Source organism: Agrobacterium sp. AGB01 (genome assembly GCF_014851585.1).
GTDB lineage: Bacteria > Pseudomonadota > Alphaproteobacteria > Rhizobiales > Rhizobiaceae > Agrobacterium.
In genome coordinates this window covers 1,048,917-1,072,677 of record NZ_JACVAB010000002.1, presented here as the reverse complement: position 1 = coordinate 1,072,677, position 23,761 = coordinate 1,048,917, and the positions used below count along the sequence as shown (strand labels likewise).

The 23,761-nt window shown below is 55.8% G+C and carries 18 protein-coding genes; 8 read left to right on the top strand and 10 right to left on the bottom strand.

Features of this window, described 5'->3' with window-relative positions; translation table 11 throughout:
• Window positions 1–249: 249 nt before the first annotated feature.
• Window positions 250–3,645 carry a DUF3971 domain-containing protein gene (locus tag IB237_RS11840; RefSeq protein ID WP_192488800.1) on the bottom strand — a complete coding sequence of 1,132 codons (3,396 nt, stop codon included), beginning with the start codon at window positions 3,643–3,645 and terminating at the stop codon, window positions 250–252.
• 116 nt (window positions 3,646–3,761) lie between these two features.
• Between IB237_RS11840 and bcp the strand changes: the two genes are divergently transcribed.
• The 4 genes from bcp to IB237_RS11820 all read left to right on the top strand — a co-directional run bounded on the left by bcp (window position 3,762) and on the right by IB237_RS11820 (window position 7,872).
• Complete coding sequence (gene bcp, locus IB237_RS11835; protein ID WP_192488799.1) at window positions 3,762–4,235, top strand: thioredoxin-dependent thiol peroxidase; 474 nt, start codon at window positions 3,762–3,764, stop codon at window positions 4,233–4,235.
• 121 nt (window positions 4,236–4,356) lie between these two features.
• A complete protein-coding gene (locus tag IB237_RS26490) occupies window positions 4,357–5,631 on the top strand; it encodes a M23 family metallopeptidase (RefSeq protein WP_246787804.1) in 1,275 nt (424 codons plus the stop codon).
• 271 nt (window positions 5,632–5,902) lie between these two features.
• Window positions 5,903–7,402, top strand: a complete 1,500-nt coding sequence (locus tag IB237_RS11825; protein WP_192488798.1) for a DEAD/DEAH box helicase — start codon at window positions 5,903–5,905, stop codon at window positions 7,400–7,402.
• 59 nt (window positions 7,403–7,461) lie between these two features.
• On the top strand, window positions 7,462–7,872 hold the full coding sequence (locus tag IB237_RS11820) for an NUDIX domain-containing protein (RefSeq protein WP_192488797.1): 411 nt from the start codon (window positions 7,462–7,464) through the stop codon (window positions 7,870–7,872).
• Between the two features lie 857 nt (window positions 7,873–8,729).
• On the opposite strand, the gene IB237_RS11815 is transcribed toward IB237_RS11820, so the two are convergent.
• The 4 genes from IB237_RS11815 to IB237_RS11800 all read right to left on the bottom strand — a co-directional run bounded on the left by IB237_RS11815 (window position 8,730) and on the right by IB237_RS11800 (window position 12,936).
• Window positions 8,730–10,367, bottom strand: a complete 1,638-nt coding sequence (locus IB237_RS11815; RefSeq protein WP_371815295.1) for a CTP synthase — start codon at window positions 10,365–10,367, stop codon at window positions 8,730–8,732.
• Window positions 10,368–10,511: 144 nt separating this feature from the next.
• On the bottom strand, window positions 10,512–10,943 hold the full coding sequence (gene secG, locus IB237_RS11810; protein ID WP_192488795.1) for a preprotein translocase subunit SecG: 432 nt from the start codon (window positions 10,941–10,943) through the stop codon (window positions 10,512–10,514).
• Window positions 10,944–11,046: 103 nt separating this feature from the next.
• Window positions 11,047–11,817 carry a triose-phosphate isomerase gene (gene tpiA, locus IB237_RS11805; protein ID WP_192488794.1) on the bottom strand — a complete coding sequence of 257 codons (771 nt, stop codon included), beginning with the start codon at window positions 11,815–11,817 and terminating at the stop codon, window positions 11,047–11,049.
• A 237-nt stretch (window positions 11,818–12,054) separates the two neighbouring features.
• On the bottom strand, window positions 12,055–12,936 hold the full coding sequence (locus IB237_RS11800; RefSeq protein ID WP_246787803.1) for an alpha/beta fold hydrolase: 882 nt from the start codon (window positions 12,934–12,936) through the stop codon (window positions 12,055–12,057).
• Between the two features lie 175 nt (window positions 12,937–13,111).
• Here IB237_RS11800 and parE point away from each other — a divergent pair, with 175 nt between their 5' ends.
• Window positions 13,112–15,193, top strand: coding sequence for a DNA topoisomerase IV subunit B (parE, locus tag IB237_RS11795; protein WP_192488793.1), 2,082 nt, complete (start codon window positions 13,112–13,114; stop codon window positions 15,191–15,193).
• 629 nt (window positions 15,194–15,822) lie between these two features.
• Here the strand turns inward: parE and IB237_RS11790 are convergent.
• On the bottom strand, window positions 15,823–17,547 hold the full coding sequence (locus IB237_RS11790) for an ABC transporter ATP-binding protein (protein ID WP_192488792.1): 1,725 nt from the start codon (window positions 17,545–17,547) through the stop codon (window positions 15,823–15,825).
• 232 nt (window positions 17,548–17,779) lie between these two features.
• On the opposite strand from IB237_RS11790, the gene IB237_RS11785 reads away from it, so the two are divergent.
• Window positions 17,780–18,985: an AI-2E family transporter gene (locus IB237_RS11785; protein ID WP_371815294.1), complete on the top strand. Its 1,206-nt coding sequence runs from the start codon at window positions 17,780–17,782 to the stop codon at window positions 18,983–18,985.
• A 48-nt stretch (window positions 18,986–19,033) separates the two neighbouring features.
• Here IB237_RS11785 and IB237_RS11780 read toward each other — a convergent pair whose 3' ends face one another.
• On the bottom strand, window positions 19,034–19,489 hold the full coding sequence (locus IB237_RS11780) for a GNAT family N-acetyltransferase (RefSeq protein ID WP_192488791.1): 456 nt from the start codon (window positions 19,487–19,489) through the stop codon (window positions 19,034–19,036).
• Window positions 19,490–19,608: 119 nt separating this feature from the next.
• On the opposite strand from IB237_RS11780, the gene IB237_RS11775 reads away from it, so the two are divergent.
• Window positions 19,609–20,028: a hypothetical protein gene (locus tag IB237_RS11775; protein ID WP_192488790.1), complete on the top strand. Its 420-nt coding sequence runs from the start codon at window positions 19,609–19,611 to the stop codon at window positions 20,026–20,028.
• A gap of 34 nt (window positions 20,029–20,062) precedes the next feature.
• On the opposite strand, the gene IB237_RS11770 is transcribed toward IB237_RS11775, so the two are convergent.
• The 3 genes from IB237_RS11770 to IB237_RS11760 form a co-directional block, all read right to left on the bottom strand.
• Window positions 20,063–21,202 (bottom strand): DUF2336 domain-containing protein, encoded by a 1,140-nt coding sequence (locus IB237_RS11770; RefSeq protein ID WP_192488789.1) that lies wholly within the window; start codon window positions 21,200–21,202, stop codon window positions 20,063–20,065.
• Window positions 21,203–21,474: 272 nt separating this feature from the next.
• On the bottom strand, window positions 21,475–22,074 hold the full coding sequence (locus IB237_RS11765; protein ID WP_192488788.1) for a flavin reductase family protein: 600 nt from the start codon (window positions 22,072–22,074) through the stop codon (window positions 21,475–21,477).
• Window positions 22,075–22,078: 4 nt separating this feature from the next.
• Window positions 22,079–22,654, bottom strand: a complete 576-nt coding sequence (locus tag IB237_RS11760) for a nitroreductase (protein WP_192488787.1) — start codon at window positions 22,652–22,654, stop codon at window positions 22,079–22,081.
• Between the two features lie 108 nt (window positions 22,655–22,762).
• Here IB237_RS11760 and IB237_RS11755 point away from each other — a divergent pair, with 108 nt between their 5' ends.
• Window positions 22,763–23,740, top strand: a complete 978-nt coding sequence (locus IB237_RS11755) for a hypothetical protein (RefSeq protein WP_192488786.1) — start codon at window positions 22,763–22,765, stop codon at window positions 23,738–23,740.
• Window positions 23,741–23,761: the final 21 nt, after the last annotated feature.

Genomic DNA, 23,761 nt, shown 5'->3' with positions numbered 1-23,761 from the left:
ACAAGGGTAGAGGTAAAGGCGCCCGCGGCACGGTCCCAACCCATGAACGCTATCCTATGTCGTTCAGTGCAACCAACATACTCCCCCCTCCTCCCTGTGCTCGTCACAGGGATCCAGGCCAGCCCAAGTCATTGGGCTGAGTAGACCCTTTCCTCGCGCTGTCGCGAGGATCTAAGCCATCAACTGCAAATGCAACGTGATTAGGTTCCAAGGACAAGCCCTAGAGTGACGGTGGCATAGGGCAACCCTTCACTGAAACTCGAAAATCTGCCGGAAAACGCCAGGTGCAATCAGCGACAGCGGATTGACCGTCAGCCTTGGCGTGTCGGAACGGCCAGACAGTTTGAAGGTAATGCCCAACAGACCACGATCGCGGCCATTGCCCAGGATGACACCGATGAAGGGCAGTTCACCAAACAGCCGGTTGAGACCATAGGCAGGCATGAACGTGCCGGTCATGTCCATATTGCCATTGGCGTCCTTCAGCGTGCCCTGGAAGGTCGCACCCACCTGCTCGCCACGCACAACGCCATTTTCGACATTCAGCGCGCCACCGCCGTAAATGACGCGGGCAAAACCACGCTGGAACTTTTCCGAGCTGACGTCGATGTCCCGACGCACCGCCTTATTGAGACTGCGTCCGTCCTGGCCAACCGGTGTCGCAACAATGTCCTGCAGCTTCTGTTCGTTCGACACAGAGAAGTTGCGCATATCGACAGAGCCGAACCAGTCATCACCATTGACGGTGTTGAACACGATGTTCAGCAGGCCGCCATTGATGCGGGTGTAGATATTGGCGAAACGGATAATGGCACCGGCATCGCTGCTGGTCAGGTTGATGGTCTGGCGTCCGCCGCCGGCACTGGTCTGCGCGACAATCGCCTGACGGCTGTCGGTAACACCGTCCATTTGCAGGGAATTGAGTTTACCGTTGCGCAGGAAGACGTTGGATGTGACGTTGGACAGGGCTTCATTGTTGAACCCGATCACCCGGTCAAACCGCGCATTGATCTTTATGTCGCCAGCACTGTCGTCAGAACCGGATTTTTCCGAACTGCGAATACGAGCAATCAGCGGCCGAATATCAACCGACTTGCCCGATGCCGTCACGACATAATCACGTTTTGCGGCCTTGATCTGCACGGCGTAGTCATCAGACGCCGACAGTTTCATATGCGAGAAGTCAGCCGAAACCAGCCCGCCCTGCGCCAGTTCCAGATTGCCCTTGGCACCAAAACCATCGCCCTTCAGCTCAAAGTCGCGGATCGACACCCGCCCCTGATCCGACAGCATATGGAAGGTCGCATCCGCCTTGACGCCCGGCCCCTTGCTCCAGCCAATACCGGGAACGGTCAGCGACGATTTGGTCAGATCAAGCCGGATAGTCTGGTCAGTTTCACCCTTGCCATCCAATTGCAACGTCATCGGTCCGCTGACGACACTGCCAAGCCCCGGCGCAAATTTGGCAATCTGGTCATTGCCAATCACCGCCTTCAACGAAAATTCACGGGCAATCTTGCTGCTGTCCCTCAGGGGTTCGATCAGGTTGATGTCCATGGCCACATCATCGACCTTGCCGTTGCCCTGCAGGCGCAAAACATTGTTGTCGATATTCAGCGCACCGTTCAGATCGGCCACCTGACGGTTGGCAAACGGTTTTGCCAACGAGACATTGTCCAGCGTCAGGCTGGCCGCCCATGCGGGATGCGGCGGATTCTGGCTGCTAAGCAGACCGAAGGTCGCGTTGACCTGCGCCTTCACATTGCCCCTGAAATCCTCGGGTTTAAAGGTCGTATCCTTCAAGGCATTGATCGGTTTGAAATTGGCCATTTCGGCGATAGTATCGGCACTGCCGGACACGAACAGGTCAAGATCAGCCATCAGCGGTTTGGCATAGGTCGAGGGGATGGTGAAACGGCCACTTTCCACCGCCAGCGAACGGTTGGACGGGAAGTAGGACGTTGCCTTGGCAACCGTTACATCAACCTTCTCGCCCTTGAGGTTGAAATGCGCCACCGCGTCACGCAGCGGCGGAATATCACCTGTTATGTTGAGCCGGGTATTTTCGATATCGAATTGGATCTGGATTTCGTCGTCATGCAGTTCCAGCGGGCAACCGATGCCGCACATTCTGCCCTGCGGGATAAACACCGCAATCGAACCATTGGTAACGGTGCCACCAAAAATATTGCCAACCACCCACGGGCGCACCTTGCGTGCCATCCAGAACGGCCACAGCTGCTTGACTGCGGTTGCCTCCATCTTGGGAATCTGTCCGCCAAAGCTGATTTCCGGCGATCCCTTCTCGGCAAAGCGGATTTTCAGCGATCCGGCCATATCACCCATTGGCCCCGCCACATAAAGCGATGGCACATTCAGCTCTTTGGTCGCTTTGAGATATTGGCCATTTGCAGTCAGCCCGAAGGGCACTGGCGCTTCGCCAGACATAGCGGCCGCCGCAATACCGTCGGTAACGGACAGCGCCAGATCAAAACCCTGCTGCGCCTGATCGTCTGCCGTGTCCTTGATACTGCCTTCAAACGGAACGACGGTACGCTCCAGCTCCAGCCGCGACTTTGCAATTTCGATTTCGCGTTTCTCAAAATCATACTGCGCGGTCATCCGGCCGGTGGAAACCAACTGTTCTTCACCGCCAATATAAAGGCTGCCATTACCGACACCCAGCATCACGCTCAAAAGCGGTGCCACCTCGGGGCTCTGGCGTTTTGCGATAATGCGAACACCGGCCTTGAGGTCGGCCCCCTCATGCATGAAACCTTCCGGATCGCGCCGAATGGTCAGCGGATTGAGGTCAAGCCCGTCTAGGTTGGCTTCAAATGCCGTTATCTTGCCGCCCGCACTCTCAATCGACAAAGAGAAGGCGGCAAGTTCGCCATTGAAGGCCAATTCACCCTCCAGATTGTAGCCGCCCTGCGGATTGCGGGTCATCGCCATCTGTCGAACGTCAAAAAGCAGCGGTTTTCCGCCGTCCTTTTTCGGAATGGTGATCGAGATACCGTCAATGCTGATGCGGTCGGTGCCAGCCCGCTCGAAATTGGACAACATGCCATCCAGCGAGCCGAACGCCGTTTCCAGTACCTCCGGAATGGCATCCACCCGCCAGGTCGAGATATCGATCGGTTTGCCGGCCGGTAGCGACGCGACATCCAGCGAAAGCGAAGAGGCATCGATGCTCTCAAGCGAAATCTGGCCGGTCAGCAACGCCATCGGGTTCAGAGCCATACGAATGACGGCAGCGCGGCTCAGGTGTTTCTGGCCTTGCGTATCGACAATATCGACGTCACGCGCCTCAAGCGCCAACCGGAACCCTTTGACAAAACGAATGGCGGTAGAACCGATGCGCGCTTCGTAACGCGGGTCAATCGCCCGCTTCAGCGCCATTTCAGCCTGCGAGGACAAGATGCCGTCAACCGAGCCGGTTTCAATGGCGGCGACAAAGCCGCCCACCAGCAGAAACACCACAACAAAAATGCCGGTGACAAATTTCAGGCAAACGCGACTGACGGAGCGTGGCGGCGGGCAATGCACGATAAGGGGTTCTTCCGCTTTCGCAGAAGGCAGATCGTGCAGCGGAATAATATCCTGCTTGCGAAATTTTACTTTTTCGCCGCGAATCTCAGCCATTCGTCCGCGCTCGTCTCCTGAAACATCGTGTCCAGGCACTGGACGGTTTTCGTTGCAGTCTATAACGGTTGATAGGAATAATCCTCAACACCAAGGCGAAACATAAGGTTAAGCTCATGGCAGATTTGCTTGTCGGCGACAAGGCACCCGATTTCACGCTTTCTAAAAACGGGGCCGGAACCGTTACTTTATCGGCTCTTTCGGGAAAAAATGTGGCCCTGTACTTTTATCCCAAAGACGACACATCCGGCTGCACGGTCGAAGCGATCGATTTCAGCGCCCTTGCGACGCAGTTTGAGGCCGCCAATACCGTGGTTATCGGCATTTCGCCTGATTCGGTCAAAAGCCACGACAAATTCGCCGCCAAACACGCGCTCACCGTGATGCTGGCCTCCGATGAGGACAAAGCCACGCTTGAAGCCTATGGCGTGTGGAAAGAAAAAAGCATGTACGGCAAAAAGTACATGGGCGTGGAAAGAACCACATTCCTGATCGGGCCTGACGGCAAGATTACCCACGTCTGGAACAAGGTGAAAGTGGCTGGCCACGCCCAGCAAGTGCTTGAAGCAGCACAGGGCCTGAACGCCTAAAAGGTCCTTCAAATAAGCATTTCTGCCGGTGTTTAACCCATAAATACCGGCAGCATCAAAACTTCATTAACCATAACAAAATACCATCCTTCAGCATAACGAAACCGCTGAGGACGTGATTTTGGCTCATCCCGCAGAGCACCGTACATTCGGCAAACAAAAAAAGCAGCATGTGCTGATCCTTGCCAGTGGCGACCAGGTGCGCCACCTGACCATCCGCCCGTGGATGGCAGCAGTGACGCTGTGTTTCGTCTGCGTTCTCGGCATCGGTTATCTTGCTGCAACCGCTTATCTGATTTTCCGCGATGACCTGATTGGCGCAACCATTGCCCATCAGGCCCGTATGCAACACGACTATGAAGACCGCATTTCTGCACTGCGCGCGCAGATCGACCGCGTCACATCACGCCAGTTGCTGGACCAGCAAGTTGTTGAACAGAAAGTGGAAAAGCTTTTCGAGCAGCAGGCCGCCCTCACCTCGCGCCACGGCCGCCTTGGCGGATTGCTGGAACGCGCCGAAGAATCCGGCCTCAGCACGGAAGAACCATCTACAACAGCAACACCGGGCAAACAGGCCAGCCTGTCTGGCGGCGTAAACGCCATTGAAAACCTTCTCGGCACATCGAAAAAGGCAGCAACTCCCGCAGCAGTCACCGCCCTTGGTTATGCCCCGGTTGGCGAAAACTCGTCTGACCGAGCCGACCGGGTATTTTCCAAGGTCACGCTATCGCTCAAGACAATCGAACAGGACCAGCTGCACCGAATCACCCAACTGACCCGTGGCGCCGACAAGAAGACCGAGGAAATGGCGGCGATCATGACGCGCACCGGCATCAAGATCGATGACCTCAAGCCATCCGGCATCGGTGGTCCCTTCGTCGAACCCCAGGACGCCAATGGCAGCATCTTCGAAAACTCGATGAATGATCTTGATGTCGCCCTCAATCGGCTTGAGATCATGCGCAGTACTGCAGGTGAGCTGCCGTTTGGCAACCCTGCCCCCGGCCGCAACATCACCAGCCGCTTTGGCAACCGTATGGACCCGTTTCTTGGTCGCCCGGCCCTGCATGCAGGCATTGATTTTCAGGCAGAGACCGGTGCAAACGTGCGGTCGACCGGCGCTGGCACCGTGACGGTTGCCGCCAATTCCGGCGGTTACGGCAACATGGTCGAGGTCGACCACGGACAGGGCATCACCACCCGCTACGGACATATGTCAGCCATTCTCGTCAAGGTTGGCGATACTATTGAAGCCGGCGACATTGTTGGCCGGGCTGGCAGCACTGGCCGCTCCACCGGCCCGCACGTACATTACGAAGTACGTCGCAACGACAGCCCGGTCGACCCGATGCGTTTCCTGAGCGCGGGCGTGAAGTTGCAGTCCTACCTGAACTAACTATTTCGCCGGCTATGCTGGCGGTTTCCTGGCAAAATCTCTCCGCATGGTGACAGGCTGAAAAACGCCGTCAACGCACCAAAAGCGGTGATTGCAAATTGTTTTTCACAAATACGGTTGCGAAGCGTTAACATATGTGACCTTCAGTCCCGCCAATTGTGGCGAATTCCTTGACTTTCAGCCAATTTCGGCCTATGCCGCGCCCAATCGCCGTTAACGTTCCGGCGATGTGACGCAGCGTTCTGCCAATTCGAATGGAAACAATTTTCCTTTGACAACATTTTCTGATCTGGGCCTGAGCCCGAAAGTCCTCTCCGCCGTTACGGATGCCGGTTACACAATACCGACGCCGATTCAGGCTGGCGCAATTCCTCCGGCGCTTGAGCGCCGCGATATCTGTGGCATTGCGCAGACAGGAACAGGAAAGACAGCGTCTTTCGTGCTACCTATGTTGACACTGCTTGAAAAGGGCCGCGCCCGTGCAAGAATGCCGCGCACGCTCATTCTCGAGCCGACACGCGAACTGGCAGCACAGGTTGCCGAAAACTTCGAAAAATACGGCAAGAATCACAAGCTCAACATTGCGCTTCTGATTGGTGGCGTTTCATTTGAAGAGCAGGACCGCAAGCTGGAGCGCGGCGCAGACGTATTGATCTGCACCCCCGGCCGTCTGCTCGACCATTGTGAGCGCGGCAAGCTGCTGATGACCGGCGTTGAAATTCTGGTTATCGACGAAGCCGACCGCATGCTGGACATGGGCTTTATCCCTGATATCGAACGCATCGCCAAGATGATCCCGTTCACACGCCAGACGCTGTTCTTCTCGGCCACCATGCCGGCAGAAATCCAGAAGCTGGCCGACCGCTTCCTGCAGAACCCAGTCCGCATCGAAGTGGCAAAGCCCTCTTCGACCGCCACGACGGTGACGCAGCGTATCGTTGCGGCCAACGTCAAGGATTACGAGAAGCGCGCTGTGCTGCGCGATCTGATCAAGAGCGAAGAAGACGACCTGAAGAACGCGATCATTTTCTGCAACCGCAAAAAAGACGTTGCAGATCTGTTCCGTTCGCTGGACCGTCATGGTTTCTCCGTTGGTGCCCTGCACGGCGACATGGACCAGCGTTCGCGCACCAATATGCTGGCCAGCTTCAAGGAAGGCAATCTCAAGCTGCTCGTCGCATCCGACGTTGCTGCACGCGGTCTCGACATTCCTGATGTGAGCCACGTTTTCAATTTCGACCTGCCGATCCATTCTGAAGATTACGTACACCGTATCGGCAGAACCGGCCGCGCCGGTCGTTCCGGCAAGGCATTCAGCCTTGTGACAGCAAAAGACACCAAGTTCCTCGATGCAATCGAGAAGATGACCGGTCAAAAACTCGAATGGATGAGCGGTGACCTGACCGCTTTGCCCGAGCCGATGGAAAGCTACGACAACGACCGGCAGAAGCGCGGCCGTGGTGGCAAGGACCGTGATCGCAGCAAGAGCCGCGAGAAACCCCGCCGTCCGAGCGAAGCAGCACCAGCCGAACAACCGGCAGCAGCCGTTGTTACAACACCAGAACCTACGGGAGAGACAAGGGTGAAATCCGAGCAGAGAACTGACAGGGCACCCCGTCATTTTGACCGTCAGAATAATGGCGACAACGCCAATAATGACAACCGCGACCGCCGCCGCCACTATCGTGACAATGATGATGGCCCGACACCTGTCGGTTTCGGCGACGACATTCCTGCCTTCATGCTGATTGTGGCCAACGCCAAGGCCTGATTGGTCGCAATATCCTGTTGGCCTTAAGGCTGATTGGAAAACATGTAAGTGAGAATGGCATGAACGGTCTTCCCGGCATTGATTTTCCCGGCGTCGGCTGTGGGCTTGTTATAAGACGTGACGGCAAGGTTTTACTTTGCCGTCGCATGAAAGCGCCGGAAGCCGGCCACTGGAGTATTCCCGGTGGCAAGGTGGATCACCTCGAACCGGCCTTTGAAGCGGCACGGCGTGAAGCCAACGAAGAAACCGGCCTGCAAATCGGCGAAGTTTCTTTCCTCTGCGTGACCGAACAGATCATTCCCGACGAAAAACAGCACTGGGTCGCGTTTATCTACGTGACCGATGACACCTCTGGTGACGCCGTACTGGCGGAACCGGACAAGCTGTCCGAAATCGGCTGGTTTGATCTCGACAACTTGCCCAAACCCATGTCGGTCTTTGCCGCTCAGGCATTCGCGCATCTGCGTTGAGGTTTATTGCCTTGCAGGCCGTTGTACATCTGCGTTGACGTTTATCGCTTGGCAGGGTCATTTGCCGCGACAGTCACCTCAACCACCCTCTTCCCTGTGCCCGTCACAGGGATCCAGCAGACGCGCGTCTGCGCGTCAAAAGACATCTTTCCAGCCCCAAGACTAGGGCTGACTGGATGCCTGTGACGAGCACGAGGGATGAGGGATGAGGGATGAGGGATGAGAGTGCTGCACGCCACAACAACATCTCCAACGTCATCCTCGCCCTTGTGGCGAGTATCTAACCACGCCAACCGCATTCATTTCGTTTGACGAGATGGGGTTAGATACTTGGGACAAGCCCACGTATGACGGTAGTTTAGGGTGAGGCACAACAGAACCCCTCGCCTGAAAAATCTATGACTTGGCAAGCCCAAGACCATGATTTTTCTTCCTCTCCCACAAGGGTAGAGGTTAGGGGCGCAAGTTCCGCAGTCCCAGTCAGTGACGCTATCGTCTGTCACTCTGTAACTCGTTTGCAACGCCAACCTCCCTCTTCCCTGTGCCTGTCACAGGGATCCAGTCATCCCCAGTCTTGGGGATGGAAGAGACCTTCCCGCCGCGCAGACGCGCGTCGACTGGATGCCTGTGACAAGCACAAGGCATGAGAAAAACTTGTTGGGCCTGCTGGAGCCAAATAATCGGCGTCCATAGCCAGACCGTGAGCGTTGGTAAATAGCGGGTGGGCGCAGCGTAAGCTCAGCAATCCCAAACCGACGCCTCAACCTCTCCCTCGTCCAAAAAATCAGAAAAACAAAAAAACGCCGCCCGGCATATCTGTCGGGCGGCGTTTTAAACGGTGTTGTTATCTGCGAAAATCAGACCAGACGGCTACGCTCCAGCGCCGCTTCAACGAAGCTGGCAAACAGCGGATGCGGATCAAGCGGACGGCTCTTCAGTTCCGGATGGTACTGAACGCCGATGAACCAAGGATGGTCAGGATATTCCACGGTTTCCGGCAGAACACCGTCAGGCGACATGCCCGAGAATACCAGACCGCATTTCTCCAGGCGTTCCTTGTAGTCCACGTTCACTTCGTAACGGTGGCGGTGACGCTCAGAAATATCGGTAGACCCGTAAATATCGGCAATCTTGGTGTCTTTTTTCAGCGCAGCCTTGTATGCGCCAAGGCGCATAGTGCCACCAAGGTCACCCTGGGATGAACGCTTTTCAAGTTCGTTGCCCTTGACCCATTCGGTCATCAGGCCAACAACCGGCTCCTTGGTCGGGCCAAACTCGGTCGAGGATGCGTTCTCGATGCCAGCCAGGTGACGTGCAGCTTCCACAACCGCCATCTGCATGCCAAAGCAGATGCCGAAGTAAGGAACGTTACGCTCACGCGCAAACTGTGCCGCCTTGATCTTGCCTTCCGAACCACGCTCGCCAAAGCCGCCTGGAACCAGGATCGCATTGACCTTTTCCAGATATGGCGCCGGGTCTTCCTTTTCGAAGACTTCGGATTCGATCCATTCCAGCTTGACCTTGACGCGGTTGGCAATGCCACCGTGATGCAGGGCTTCGATCAAGGATTTATAGGCATCCTTGAGGCCGGTATATTTGCCGACGATGGCAATCGTAACTTCGCCTTCCGGCGTCTTGATACGGTTGCAAACCTCTTCCCACTGCTCAAGGCGTGGCTTCGGTGCAGGCTCGATGCCAAAGGCAGCCAGCACTTCATTGTCGAGACCTTCCTTGTGGTAGGCCATCGGCACGTCATAGATGTTTGCCACATCCAGCGCCTGAATGACGGCAGATTCGCGCACGTTGCAGAACAGGGAAAGCTTGCGACGTTCCGCTTCCGGAATTTCGCGGTCTGCACGCACTAGAAGAATGTCAGGATGAATACCGAGCGCCTGCAACTCCTTGACGGAGTGCTGGGTTGGCTTGGTCTTCAACTCGCCTGCTGCCGGAATATACGGCATCAATGTCAGGTGAACGTAAATGGCAGTGCCACGTGGCAAGTCGTTACCAAGCTGACGAATGGCTTCCATAAACGGCATGGCTTCGATGTCGCCCACCGTGCCGCCAATCTCACAGATGACGAAATCATATTCGTCATTGCCTTCGATCACGAAGTTCTTGATTTCATTGGTAACGTGCGGAATGACCTGCACTGTCGCGCCGAGGTAGTCACCACGACGTTCCTTGTCGATGATATTTTTATAAATGCGACCCGTGGTGATGTTGTCGGTCTTGGTGGCAGAACGTCCGGTAAAACGTTCATAGTGACCAAGATCAAGATCGGTCTCTGCGCCGTCGTCCGTCACAAACACTTCGCCGTGCTGTGTCGGGCTCATGGTGCCGGGATCGACATTGAGATAGGGGTCGAGTTTACGAAGCCGCACCCGATATCCACGGGATTGCAACAATGCTCCGAGTGCTGCGGCTGCAATGCCCTTACCAAGGGAAGAGACCACGCCGCCTGTGATGAATACATATCGCGCCATGGGATTCACCGGATACCTTCATTTTATTGATTCCGCCAGCCCAAATTTTTCGAACCCCGAAATCACACGTGGAAAACGAGGCAACCGGCCGGAATATGGACAAAAGAAAACCGGCAGGTTTTGGCCTGCCGGAGTGTTATGCGCTGACCGGGATTATTGACCGGTCGGAACTGCTGTCGGGTCGGCAGGTGCCGCAGGCGCTGGTGTCGATTGCGCCGGAGCTGCTGCCCCTTCAGAGCTGTTAGGAACGCCGTTACCAGCTGGTGCAGGTGCGGCAGGTGTCGTTGCCGGGCCGAGCGTATCGAGAATGCCGTTGCCCTGGCCCTGCGTTGCAGGAATACGATCGAGAATGTCGGTCGGACGCGCTTCATAACGGGTCAACAGGCCAAGGCCCAGAGACGTCAGGAAGAACAACGCGGCAAGAATGCCGGTTGTGCGCGTCAAGGCATTGGCCGTACCGCGGGCCGACATAAAGCCGGAACCGCCGCCAATACCAAGGCCGCCGCCTTCTGAACGCTGAATCAGCACCACGCCAACAAGCGCCAGCACGATCATGAGATGGATGACAATCAAAACGGTCTGCATGGTAATCCAGTCTTGCCCTTAACGGACACAGTCAAAAACATGTTGGCCGCTCTTTACATGAGCTAGGCGCGTATTCCAAGCCCCCAACACACGTTAAAGAACATCAGGCGGTCAATTGCTCATAAGCAGCGTAGATGGAGAGGAAGTCATCGGCTTTCAAGCTTGCACCACCAATCAATGCGCCATCGACGTTTTCAACGCCCATCAGCTGCAATGCATTGGATGGTTTTACCGAACCGCCATAGAGAATACGAACGCGTTTTCCTTCGTCACCAAAGCGCGCCACAAGTTCGTTGCGCATGAAGGCATGGGCATCACGCACATCATCCACAGTTGGCGTCAGGCCGGTACCGATGGCCCAGACAGGCTCATAGGCAATAACCGTGTTTTGTGCATTGGCATCGTCAGGAACAGAGCCCGACAGCTGGCGCTTCAAGATATCGAGCGTCTGGCCGCCCTTGCGCTCATCGGCGGTTTCACCGATGCAGACAATGGCCACCAGCTCGGCTGCATAGGCGGCTTGTGCCTTGGCGCGGACCAGATGGTCGGTTTCCGCGTGGTCGATGCGACGCTCGGAATGGCCAACGATGACATGCGTACCAAAGCAATCAGCAATCATCTCGGCAGAGATATCGCCGGTATGGGCACCCGATTCCTTTTCATGGCAGTCCTGCGCGCCAATCAGCAGCGGGCTGTCGTCGCAAAGAGCTGTCGCAACGTAAAGTAACGTAGAGGGAGGGCAAATCAGTGTTTCCACTTTTTCAGAAAGCGGACCTTTAACGCCCTGCGCCATCGCTTTGATCTGATCCAGCGAAGAACGAGTTCCATTCATTTTCCAGTTTCCCGCAACAAGCGGGCGAACATCAGGGGTCATGAGATTTCCATTCCTGCTCTTGTACGCCCTCAAGCAAAAATAGAGGGCAACCAAACGTCACATACGAACCAATTCAGAGGTGTAAAGCGCATGAAATCCAGTACCGCCTCCCCCTCATCTCTCCCATTAGCTGTATCGGTAAACAATTGGTACAGGAAATAAGGAATTTGGTTCAAAACATTGGTTAAAATTGCCTCTGGCGCGTTCAAATTAATGTCAAAAACGCCCTGCGGCGATTTATTGCACCAAAATCCAGTTTAGAATTGCCCGCCAGTCGCTCATGCGCACCGGTGTTCCGTGCGAACCCGTCTGGAACATGGTGAAACGGACCGGTTGTCCGGCCTTCAGCAATTGCCGGTAGATCGACACCTGGTCGCCGGATTTATAGACACTGTCATTGGCGCCGTGCGTAAACCAGATCGGCAGTTTTGCCTTGGCCGCAGCACTGGTCGGCAGTTCCGGGTCAGGCGCCCCACCCAACAGTGCCATGCCCTGCAGATTGGCCACCGCCTGCGCGTCACGGCTGATGCCGTAACAAATAAAGCTGCCCATCGATGCACAGGCCAGAATGACGGGACGCCCCGCCGATTGCTGGCGCGCATGGGAAATCAGCGCCGCCACATCGGCCACGCCCTGCGCGTCAAAGCTTTTGACACTGGGTGCGTAATAGGTGCCGCCATTGTCCAGCGCCAGGTTCTTCAGCCGGTTGAAGTTGCCGCCAAAACTGTAATCATTCATGCCCAGCCTGCGGTCACCGCCCCGGCCATGAATGAAGATCACCGTAAAGGCCTGTCCCGCCGCCTGCCCCGTGCGTCCCACCTCAATGGTGCGGCCGTCCGCCTTCACCGTTTCCAGCGCCTGCGCCTTGCGGGCAATCGGCGTGACATAGCTGCGCTTGACGCGGCGTTCGGGGATTTCATCGCGCTCGTTGATGTCGCGCAATTCCTGGTAATCGATCGTTTCGTAACGACCGCTATCGGCCTGTTCCAGCACGCTTTGGCGCGAAAACAGGTTGTCCTTATAGGGTTTCAGCGGACCATCAGAGCCTTGCGCCGAGGAGGTTGAAGCCCCAAATACCGTGACAAGAAACACGAAAAATGCGAAATGAACTGTGGACATGCAGCGAAAACCATTTTGATTGACAGCCACTCCCTTGCCATTGACGGTAAGGCAGCGCAATCCTCATCCGGAAAAACCCTGATAAATTGCGCGGAATCGCGCTCGATTGGCATTTGTGGCAAAATCGCGCTGATTCGGATGGCCATAAGATGGCGCACGACAACGATTAGGCAACATGGATAACGGTAACGATCTATTCTCAAGTATCCCGGTGGTGACAGAGCCATCCGATACGGGCACTACAGTCAATGAAACGCCTGCACCTGCTGCTAACACCAACAGCAAGCCAACAGCGGTGTCCGTTGCACCTCCGGCAACGTCCTCCGGCGATGACTATGGTGCGTCGTCGATCCGTGTTTTGGAAGGGCTTGAACCGGTCCGTATGCGTCCGGGCATGTATATTGGCGGCACCGACGAAAAGGCGCTGCATCACCTTTTTGCCGAAGTCATCGACAACTCGATGGACGAAGCGGTTGCAGGACATGCAAACTTCATTGAAGTGCATCTGGATACGCAGGGCAACTTGACTGTCAGCGATAACGGCCGTGGTATCCCGGTGGAAAACCACCCGCAGGTGCCGGGCAAGTCGACGCTTGAAGTCATCATGACCAAGCTGCATGCCGGTGGTAAATTCGACGGCAAGGCTTATGAAACATCGGGCGGTCTGCACGGCGTGGGTGTTTCCGTTGTGAACGCACTGTCCGACCTGCTTGAGGTCGAAGTTGCCCGTAACCGCAAACTGTACCGCCAGCGTTTTTCTCGCGGTGTGCCACAGGGCCCGCTGGAAGAGCTGGGCGATGTGCACAACCGTCGCGGCACACGCGTCAAGTTTCACCCCGACCCGCAGATCTTTGGTGATCACGCCAGGTTTGATCCGGCCCGCATATTCCGCATGGCCCGCTCGAAAGCCTATCTTTTCGGCGGCGTGGAAATTCGGTGGAGCTGCGATCCCGGCGTTGTACAGGCCGGTGGCGAGATCCCGGAAAAGGCTGTTTTCCACTTCCCTGGCGGTCTGAAGGATTATCTTTCGGCAACGCTTGGCAAGGACTTCACCGTTACGCGCGAAATCTTCTCCGGCAAGACGGAAAAGACCGGCGGCCACGGCGCCATGGAATGGGCGGTCACCTGGTATGGTGGCGATACGCAGATTCATTCCTATTGTAACACCATTCCGACCCCTGAGGGCGGCACACACGAAGCCGGTCTTCGTATTGCACTGACCAAGGGTCTGAAAGCCTATGCCGAACTGACGCAGAACAAGCGTGCAGCGCAGATCACCACCGATGACGTGATGATCTCGGCCGTCGGCATGTTGTCGGTGTTCATTCGCGAACCGGAATTTGTCGGCCAGACCAAAGACAAGCTCGCAACCGTCGAAGCACAGCGTATCGTTGAAAACGCCCTGCGTGACCCGTTTGACCATTATCTCGCTGGCAACCCCAACGAAGCAGCAAAACTGCTCGACTGGGTGATCGAGCGTGCGGAAGAGCGCCTGCGTCGTCGCAAGGAAAAGGAAGTCAACCGCAAGACGGCCGTGCGCAAGCTGCGCCTGCCGGGCAAGCTGGCAGACTGCTCGCAAAACACCGCCGAAGGCGCTGAACTGTTTATCGTGGAAGGTGATTCGGCTGGCGGTTCCGCCAAGCAGGCCCGTAACCGCGCCAATCAGGCCATTTTGCCGCTGCGTGGTAAAATCCTAAATGTCGGTAGCGCCAGCCGTGAAAAGCTGTCCGCCAACCAGCAGATTGCCGATCTCATTCAGGCACTCGGCTGCGGCACGCGCACCAAATATCGTGATGAAGACCTGCGTTACGAACGTATCGTCATCATGACCGATGCTGACGTTGACGGTGCGCATATCGCATCGCTGCTGATTACATTCTTCTATCAGGAAATGCCGGAACTGATCCGTGGCAACCACCTGTATCTCGCTGTGCCACCGCTTTACAAAATCACGCAGGGCTCAAAATCGGCCTATGCGCGTGATGATGCCCACCGTACCGAACTGATGGAAACAGAGTTCAAGGGCCGTGGCAAAGTGGAAATCAGCCGCTTTAAAGGTCTTGGTGAAATGCTGCCCGCGCAGCTGAAGGAAACCACCATGGATCCTTCCAAGCGTACCCTGCTGCGCGTCGTCATCGATGACGTCGACTTCGAAGGAACCAGGGAGGCCGTAGATAACCTGATGGGAACCAAGGCTGACGCCCGCTTCCGCTTCATTCAGGAACGCGCCGCTTTCGCCGAAAACCTCGACATCTAAGTCATATGCCCCGAAGCGCCAACGCTTCGGGGTTACCACTCTCTCGGCTTATCTCTGTAAAAACACTCCGCCGCTCCCTTTTTTTTTCGGGGGCGTATTCCCGTGCTTGCGCGAGTGCTAGCTTCAAGGCTCCCTCTTTCCTGTCCTCGGGTCAAGCCCGAGCAGGAAGCGTCAGGACCGGTTGGGGCAATCTCCGCGTCAGATCCGATGCTCATGAGGATGGGGTGAAGCTTTGTTCTTTACACAACCATCTCCTCGGCGTCATCCTCGCCCTTGTGGCGAGGATCTAACCACGCCAGCCATGTCAGTTTCGTTTGACGAGATGTGATTAGATATTAGGGACAAGCCCTAGGATGACGTGAAGACGAGACGTTATGATGGCAAGACGCAGCCACACACGCCCCTCACCCCTATCCTTTGGCTTGCCCGAGGGATGTCAGTAGTCCAGTGGAGCGCGTCTGCGCAGACGGAGGAAACCTTTTGACTTAACACCGTTGTCAAAGCTCTTTTAAGCTCCTCACACTCCGCGCGCCATGTTGCGGCCGAACCCATAACCGTAATAAACAGCAGAAAAAAGCCCGATAAAACTACCGGGCTTTTGTCATTAACGCAGTGTCATCGTCACGACTTTAAGCGCCAGCCAGACCGAACTGTGCCGCATGCAAACGGCTGTAAGGGCCTTTTGCCTCGATCAGCTGTTCGTGGTTGCCAGTTTCGGCAATGCCGGTTTCATCCACCACCACGATGCGCGAGGCATCACGGATGGTTGCCAGGCGGTGGGCGATAACCAGTGTCGTGCGGCCCTTGGAAAGCTCGGCCAGCGATTGCTGGATGGCCCGTTCAGTTTCCGTATCGAGCGCCGATGTCGCTTCGTCCAGAATAAGAATGGACGGGTTTTTCAGGAACATGCGGGCAATCGCCAGACGCTGCTTCTGACCGCCGGACAGTTTCACACCGCGCTCACCAATCACCGTATCCAGCCCGTTCGGCATGGCGGCAATGACGGTGTCGAGCTTGGCGCGCGCCGCCGCACTCTTGATCTCGGCCTCGGTCGCTCCAAGGCGTCCGTAAGCGATGTTTTCACGCACCGTACCGCCAAACAGGAACACATCCTGCTGCACGATACCGATCTGGCTGCGCAGCGACGACAGCTTCATCTTTCTGATGTCGATGCCATCGATCGAGATCGAACCTGACGTCACGTCATAAAAACGCGGCAGCAGCGAGCAAAGCGTTGTTTTACCGGCACCGGAGGGGCCAACAAAAGCAACCGTTTCCCCGGCCTTGATGTCAAGATTGATGCCGCGAAGAATGTCGCGCTTGTCGCTGTAGCTGAAACCGACATTGCTGTAGGAAATATTGCCACGCAGGGCCGGTGCATCAATGGCGTCGGGTGCATCTTCAATATCCGGTGCTGTTTCCATCAACTCCAGGAAGCGACGGAAACCGGCAATACCCTTGGGATAGGTTTCAATCACCGAGTTGATCTTTTCAACCGGACGGAAGAACACGCCAACCAGCAACAGGAAGCCAACGAAACCACCATTGGTCAGGTCGCCCTTCAGCACGAACCAGGCGCCGGCAATCATGACGATCATCTGCGTCAGACGCATGCTCATGTAGCTCAGCGACGTGCTGGCCGCCATGATGCGGTAAGCATTCAGCTTGGTGGTGCGGTAGTTCTGGTTGTCGGTCTCAAACAGCTTGCGCTCGTGGTCCTCATTGGCAAAAGCCTGCACAACGCGCATGCCGCCGACATTTTCCTCAATACGCGCATTGAAGTCGCCTACCCGGCCGTAAAGTGCGCGGAAGTTCTGCGTCATGCGCCCACCGTAACGGCTGGTCACCCAGGCGGTCACGGGCACCACAGCGGCAGTAATCAGCGCCAGATGCACATTGACCGACATCATCAGCAACAATGCGCCGATAAAGGTCATGATGGCAATGAACAGGTCTTCAGGGCCGTGATGGGCCACTTCGCCAATCTCTTCCAGATCTTTGGTCAGGCGGCCTACAAGATGGCCGGTCTTCTGATTGTCGAAAAAGCGGAAGGACAGTTTCTGCAAATGGTCAAAGGCCAGCCGGCGCATATCGGTTTCGATATTGATGCCGAGCATATGTCCCCAATAAGTGACAATGGCCATCAGGCCCGTATTGACCACGTAAACCGCCAGCAATCCGATCGACGCCAGCAAAATGACCGGCCAGTCACCCTGCGGCAAAAGAATATCCACGAACGCTTTGACGGCCATGGGAAAGCCGAGTTCCAGCACGCCAGACAGCACGGCGCAGGAAAAGTCGATTATGAACAAACCCCGGTAAGGGCGATAATAGGAAAAGAACCGCTTTAGCATCTCATCTACTTCCGGTAGTCGCTGCAATCACATCGCAGCATGCGAAAAGTGATGGGTAATTGTCATATTTATATATTTGAGCCAAGGGTGTTGCGTTATTTTTACCAAAATCCTTCACTATATTAAGTGAGGACAATAAAAACGATGGAATGACCCTTTAAGGTTTGCACAAAACAACGTCGCCGTGTGACACTGAAGGGAAACATTTCGAAATGCGAAAGAGACATTCGTTGTGAGCAGCGCAGACACCCATAGACCACAGAGCGAGCAGAAATGGCTCGGCCCTGTCACGCCGTCCCGTATGGCGCTCATACCTTCCATATCCGCTGCTCGCTGGCTTCTAATTCTGATCGTCGCTGCCGGTATCTACTTCTTTCACGGCTTTTTAGTGCCGGTGCTGGCCGCATTGGTTATCGGCTTTGCAAGCTGGCCGCTGTACAGAAAGCTGCTGAAGAATGTCGGTGGCAACACGACCGTTGGCGCCACCATCGCCATCATTCTCATCATCACCTTCCTGATTGTGCCAATCGTCATTGCCGCGTCCTATACGGCCAGTGAAATTCGCGAATGGTTTGGCTGGGCGGTTGAGGCAAACCGGTATGGTGCACCGGTACCGGAATGGATTTCCGGTATGCCGGGTGTTGGCGTATGGCTGACAGAACAATGGACAAAATATATCGGCACGCCAGGTGCGATTGGTGAGGTCATTCAACTGGTCAGTGGCGCAAACATCGGCAACATCTACCGCGCCGTTCTGGCTGCCGGTAACGGCGCCTTCCACCTTATCCTGACGCTGCTGTTTCTGCTGATTGCGCTGTTCTTCGTCTATCGCAATGGCGCTTCCTTCTCCAAACAGGTGGACCTGCTCGGCGAGCGTATTCTGCCAACCCGCTGGGAGCGGATTTCGCGCGTTGTACCGGCCACCATCAGCTCGACCGTCACAGGCATGACGCTGATCGCGATTGGTGAAGGTATCATTCTCGGCATCGCCTACTGGATTGCCGGTGTACCCTCGCCTGTCACGCTCGGTGTGCTGACCGGCGTCATGGCGCTTATTCCCGGTGGCGCACCGCTGTCCTTTACGCTGGTGTCGATCTATCTGGTGGCCAGCGGTTCGGTCGCAGCCGGTGTTGGCCTGTTCGTCTGGGGTTCGGTGGAACTGTTCATTGTTGACAAGACCATTCGTCCGCGTCTGGTCGGTGGCCCGATCAAGCTGCCATTTCTGCCAACCTTCTTCGGCCTGGTTGGCGGCGTGAAAACCATGGGTTTCCTCGGCCTGTTCATCGGTCCGGTGCTGATGGCGCTTCTGGTTGCCATTTGGCGTGAATGGGTGCGTGAGGTGGAACTGTCATCCACCCCGGCAGAGACCGTGGACATATCCGCATCGGCTGACGGCACGCAGGCACCACCGCCGCCACTCAGAAAAGCGGCCTCTTAAACGACCCAAAAGAAAACCCGCTAAACCTGGTTTAGCGGGTTTTGTCATTCAGAGGGTCTTTTGCATAAAAAGGCTGAGCGGATCAGGCTGGTAAGGCGCAAAGGCCGGCACATCCTCGAAACCCGCCTTGCGGTAAAGACCAATCGCTTCTGGCTGGCTGATGCCGGTTTCCAGACGAATGGCCCGCAGGCCAAGATCGCGACCGAGCGTTTCAATAGCGTCCATCAGCTTCTGCCCGATTTTCAGGCCGCGTGCGTTCGGATCGACAAACATCCGTTTGATCTCGGCAAAACCGTCACCCTGCGACACCAGCGCACAACAGCCGACAATCTGCTCGTCCTTGCGCGCCACCAGAAATGAAACCTCCGGCTTCATCAAGGTGGTAACATCAAGCAGGTGATTGCTTTCCGCGGGATAGAGCGACGCCATATAGGCATCCGACATTTCCAGCAGTGTGATGATATCTGGCTGATCGGCTTGTTCCAGCTGAATTGAGATCGTCATAAAATTATGCCACGTCTGTTTTGTGAGAATTCATCTGCCCTATTGTAACTGCAATTGGCGTGCAATTCCCAAAACACAGTTTCTACGGTGCGATTTTACCCTTCAAGGCAGCCAGAGATATGAAAACAGCCTTTGTCCTCATGACCATTCTTGGCTGCGACGACAGCGCCGTCGATTGCCATCACGTGGCGACCTTGCAGCAGCAATGGACCAGTATCGAGCTGTGTGATGCCGCTTCCGAAAAGGAACTGGGCAATTACGCCAATGCGCCCTACCCGGTTGTCGTTGCCGTGTGCCAGACACCGGATGCCCAGACAGCCAGCGCACCGACAACCGAGCCAAATGCGGCAGAAGCGCATGTCGAGGCTGACGGACAGGCGCCGATGACGGCTGAACACGAACAGTCACTGACTGCACAGGCCATTACCCGCGTCAGACGTATTCTTCCATCAACGGAAGGCGTCAAAAACCTGTTTGTCAAACCGGTGAGAATTGTCGAGGACAGTTATTCCTGGATGGCGAAACGCTTTACCAAATAAGGCATTTCACCAAAACGAGGATCAGAAGGCCGGATCAGGCAGCGTCAATCATCAGGCCGCTGGCATAAGAGCGCGCTCTCTGTCGCTGCTCGTTCATCTGCAGCTTTTCCAGCATATCGAGAAGCTCATCGACGACCGCTGGTAGCCCGTGACGCGCACGGAACTTAGCAACCAGATTGCCGCAAATATCCTCCAGCGCCACGCCGGAAATCGACTGCGCCGCATCACGCCACAACAGCGTTGCATCCACAAACACGGCGCAGATGTCTTTTGACAGCCCGGCAGAATGGAACAGCACCTGCACTGCCGGCACGCGACCGGTTGCCAGAATGGAGCGTACGCGCTTTTCATCCAGCTGTGACAGATTGGACATGGCTTCACTGAAGAAACTCAGGCGACCGGCACATAGCGCATAAATCAGCAATGCCGGGTTCAACTCACCGCTTTTGCGCAGATGGTCGACAAAGGCAGGCATATCGGCCTGTGGCACCGAAGCCAGAATTTCAACGGTTGCCGTGTCACCGGCGTCACGAATGACGTAATCGATGCGCGAGCGGTCGACAAAGGCATTGACCAAATCAGAACAGGCAAGCGCACTGCCGACATGGTTCAACAGCGCATGGCGGGCATCAGCCGGCAGGTCATCACGCTCCAGAAGTAGGTTGCGAATTTCGGCCTGTTCGCCAAAACGCTCGACAATACGGCGCAGCGAAATGCGCGAGATATCGATCAGTTCGTTTTCCAGCAGAATGAACAGTTCGCCGAGATCGGCGACTTCCGCCAGCGCGGCACACACGCCACGGGTCAGATAAGGACGTGCGGCGATAAAGGAACGGGTTGCCACATCACCACGGCCGACAAGATCAACCAGATCCATGTCGCGCAGAACCGGCGAGCGCATGATGACAGTGCCGGAAATCTCCGGCTGGTCTTCGGCCAGCGCAACAACAATGGCGCGTGGCGCAACGGGGGAATCACAAATGGCTTCCGCAAGCGAAAGACGCACGCGTGGCGACGGATCATCCAGCAGATAGGTCAACGCCATATAGGCGGCCTCATGCTGCTCCTTGTTCATGCCTTCGACGAGATAGGCGCGACCAAGAGCATTGGCTGCACTAGCTCTATCTGCAACTTTTGCCGTCTCAGACCAGCGAAGGAATGCCTTAACGATCACAGCAGCCTCTTGAATACATCACCACATTTCAGGCCGAACAGGAGAAGCGTACGAAAAACGGTCCCGCCTCATCTCTGCCCGTTGATGTACCCTAGGAGCAAATGGTTTACGTTTGGTTCACCATGCTTGTTAACGGCTGAAAAACCATAAGAATTTGCGCAGGAAAACAAAAACGCCGGCAATGCGGTAAAGCATTCCGGCGTCTTGATTTCATGGAAGGCGTCGAGCGCAACAGACTAAATCCCCACGGGTTTCAGGACATTGCGAACATCCTATGGTCTTTGCAGCTCGAAAACATCCGAACCGCCATCACAATAATCCATGTAACCCATGCGGCCGATCGGCCGGGCAAGGCCCATGTCGAGACGACCATCACGGATGATCGAATCGTCAATATGAATGGCAATCACCTGCCCAAACACCATCCAGCTATCCGCCGCCTCACCATCAAGACCAACCGGCTGCAGGATTTGTGTGACACGGCACTCCAGCGCCGCATGGGCTTCAGCGACAAAAGGCGCTTGCACCACATGGCCCATTTTAGAGGTCAGACCAGCAAGCTGAAACTCATCGACGCCGTAGTCGACCGCACGCGAGGAAAGATTGGTCTTTTCCACCAGGTCACGGCTAACGAGGCTTGCGGTAAACACACCCGTCTCCTCGGCATTGCGCAGGCTGTGCTTGCGACCGCTGGACGAGAACATCACGATTTTGGGATTGTCCGAGACAACGTTAAAAAAGGAATAGGGAGACAGGTTGAAAGACCCGTCATTACCCTTGGTACCAATCCAGCCAATCGGCCGTGGTGCGACAATCGCCTTGAATGGATCATGTCGCAGGCCGTGGGCATTCGCTGCTGTCTCGTAGAACATACCCTTAGCCCACCCAGGTCACAACGTCTGATACGTTGGGGCGCGGACGTTCGACCGGCGGGAATGTCGTAGAGCCAATATGGATAAAGCCCGCGACTTTTTCGCTGGCATCAATGCCGAGTGCTGGCCATGCCTTGGCGTCAAATGCCATCCATTCGGTCAACCAGTTGGCCGCATAACCATGGGCATTGGCCGCCATGATCAGGTTAAGGCACACCGCACCAGCCGACATGATCTGCTCCCATTCAGGGATTTTGACATGCGGACCGGCGGTGCTGATAACAGCAACAACAACCGGGGCGCGGGTAAAGCGTGTCAGTTCCACCTGCTTCTGTTCGTCGCTCATGTCCGGCTTGTCAGCCAGCGCCAGCGCCAGCATCTCACGTCCTAGTTTTTCACGCTGCTCGCCGCGGTAAACGATAAAACGCCAAGGGGCCAGCTTGCCATGGTCAGGCACACGCACCGAAAGGCGTAAGATTTCTTCGATCTCGGCCTTTTCGGGGCCGGGTTCTGAAAGCTGGAAAGCGGGAATTGAGCGACGGACATTGAGATAATCCAGAAGCGTGATGTCACTTTTCATGATAACGGTCTTCCATTGCTGTGGCATGTAAGGGTATGGGTCTTGAAATAGCCATGACCTTCGGTTTCAAGTGGTCCCCGGAAATACAGAAGTCAATTGGTAACAATCATGAAAGCCATCAAATTTGCGGCAAGTCTGGCAATCGCGGTCGGCGCTATTGTTATGCCGTCTCATGCCGTTTTTGCCAATGATGCGTTCCAGGGTTTCAAGCAGCTTGGCGGCACCGCCAAAATGCCAAAGCTCAATGCCTTCACGCCGCCCTCGGCCAGCGAACCGGCACAAACTGCATCTGATGTCATTCTCGAGGCAAAGCTGACCGGTGATGGTGAGGCCATGCAGCAAGGCCTTGCCTGGCGCGTGTTTAGCCCTATTCCCGGTGAAGATGGCAAGCTGCCGATGCTGGCCAGTTCCGAAGGCGGCACTGCCACCTTCCACCTGTTGCCCGGCGACTATTTCATTAATGTTACCTTCGGCCGCGCTGGCGTCACCAAGAAGCTGGTTGTCCCAATGTCCGGCAAGGTCGACAAGCAGGTTCTCATTCTGGATGCCGGCGGCTTCGTGCTGAATGCAACGGCTGGAACAGACCGCAAGATCCCCGGCAACCTGCTGAAATTTTCGGTCTACTCATCCGATGTCAGTGACGATGGCGAGCGCAAGCTGGTCATGAACGACGTCAAGCCAAACACCATCATCCGCCTGAATGCCGGCACCTATCATGTCGTGTCGGAATATGGCGGCATCAACGCCGTTGTCCGTGCCGATATTCAGGTTGAAGCGGGCAAATTGACCGAAGCCACCTTGCAGCACCACGCAGCACAGGCAACGCTGAAACTGGTGTCTGAAAAAGGCGGAGAAGCCATTGCCGATACCGCATGGTCGGTTCTGACCAGCGGCGGTGATATCGTCAGCGAAAGCGTTAGCGCCTTTTCCACAATGGTGCTGGCTGAAGGCGAATATACCGCCATCGCCCGTAACAAGGACAAGGTCTACCAGAGCAACTTCACCGTTGAGGCAAGCCACGATACCGACGTGGAAGTGCTGATGAAGGAGCCTGAAAACACTGACGACGGCAGCGGCGACTTCTGATCCTGACGTCACGTCAAGTCT

Excerpts from the sequence above, each read along its gene's own strand:
- IB237_RS11760 (WP_192488787.1), bottom strand. The coding sequence starts at position 22,654 with ATGAAAAGTGACATCACGCTTCTGGATTATCTCAATGTCCGTCGCTCA.
- IB237_RS11800 (WP_246787803.1), bottom strand. The coding sequence starts at position 12,936 with ATGTCCACAGTTCATTTCGCATTTTTCGTGTTTCTTGTCACGGTATTT.
- IB237_RS11780 (WP_192488791.1), bottom strand. The coding sequence starts at position 19,489 with ATGACGATCTCAATTCAGCTGGAACAAGCCGATCAGCCAGATATCATC.
- secG (WP_192488795.1), bottom strand. The coding sequence starts at position 10,943 with ATGCAGACCGTTTTGATTGTCATCCATCTCATGATCGTGCTGGCGCTT.
- tpiA (WP_192488794.1), bottom strand. The coding sequence starts at position 11,817 with ATGACCCCTGATGTTCGCCCGCTTGTTGCGGGAAACTGGAAAATGAAT.
- IB237_RS11790 (WP_192488792.1), bottom strand. The coding sequence starts at position 17,547 with ATGCTAAAGCGGTTCTTTTCCTATTATCGCCCTTACCGGGGTTTGTTC.
- bcp (WP_192488799.1), top strand. The coding sequence starts at position 3,762 with ATGGCAGATTTGCTTGTCGGCGACAAGGCACCCGATTTCACGCTTTCT.
- IB237_RS11840 (WP_192488800.1), bottom strand. The coding sequence starts at position 3,645 with ATGGCTGAGATTCGCGGCGAAAAAGTAAAATTTCGCAAGCAGGATATT.
- IB237_RS11755 (WP_192488786.1), top strand. The coding sequence starts at position 22,763 with ATGAAAGCCATCAAATTTGCGGCAAGTCTGGCAATCGCGGTCGGCGCT.
- IB237_RS11765 (WP_192488788.1), bottom strand. The coding sequence starts at position 22,074 with ATGTTCTACGAGACAGCAGCGAATGCCCACGGCCTGCGACATGATCCA.
- IB237_RS11820 (WP_192488797.1), top strand. The coding sequence starts at position 7,462 with ATGAACGGTCTTCCCGGCATTGATTTTCCCGGCGTCGGCTGTGGGCTT.
- parE (WP_192488793.1), top strand. The coding sequence starts at position 13,112 with ATGGATAACGGTAACGATCTATTCTCAAGTATCCCGGTGGTGACAGAG.
- IB237_RS11775 (WP_192488790.1), top strand. The coding sequence starts at position 19,609 with ATGAAAACAGCCTTTGTCCTCATGACCATTCTTGGCTGCGACGACAGC.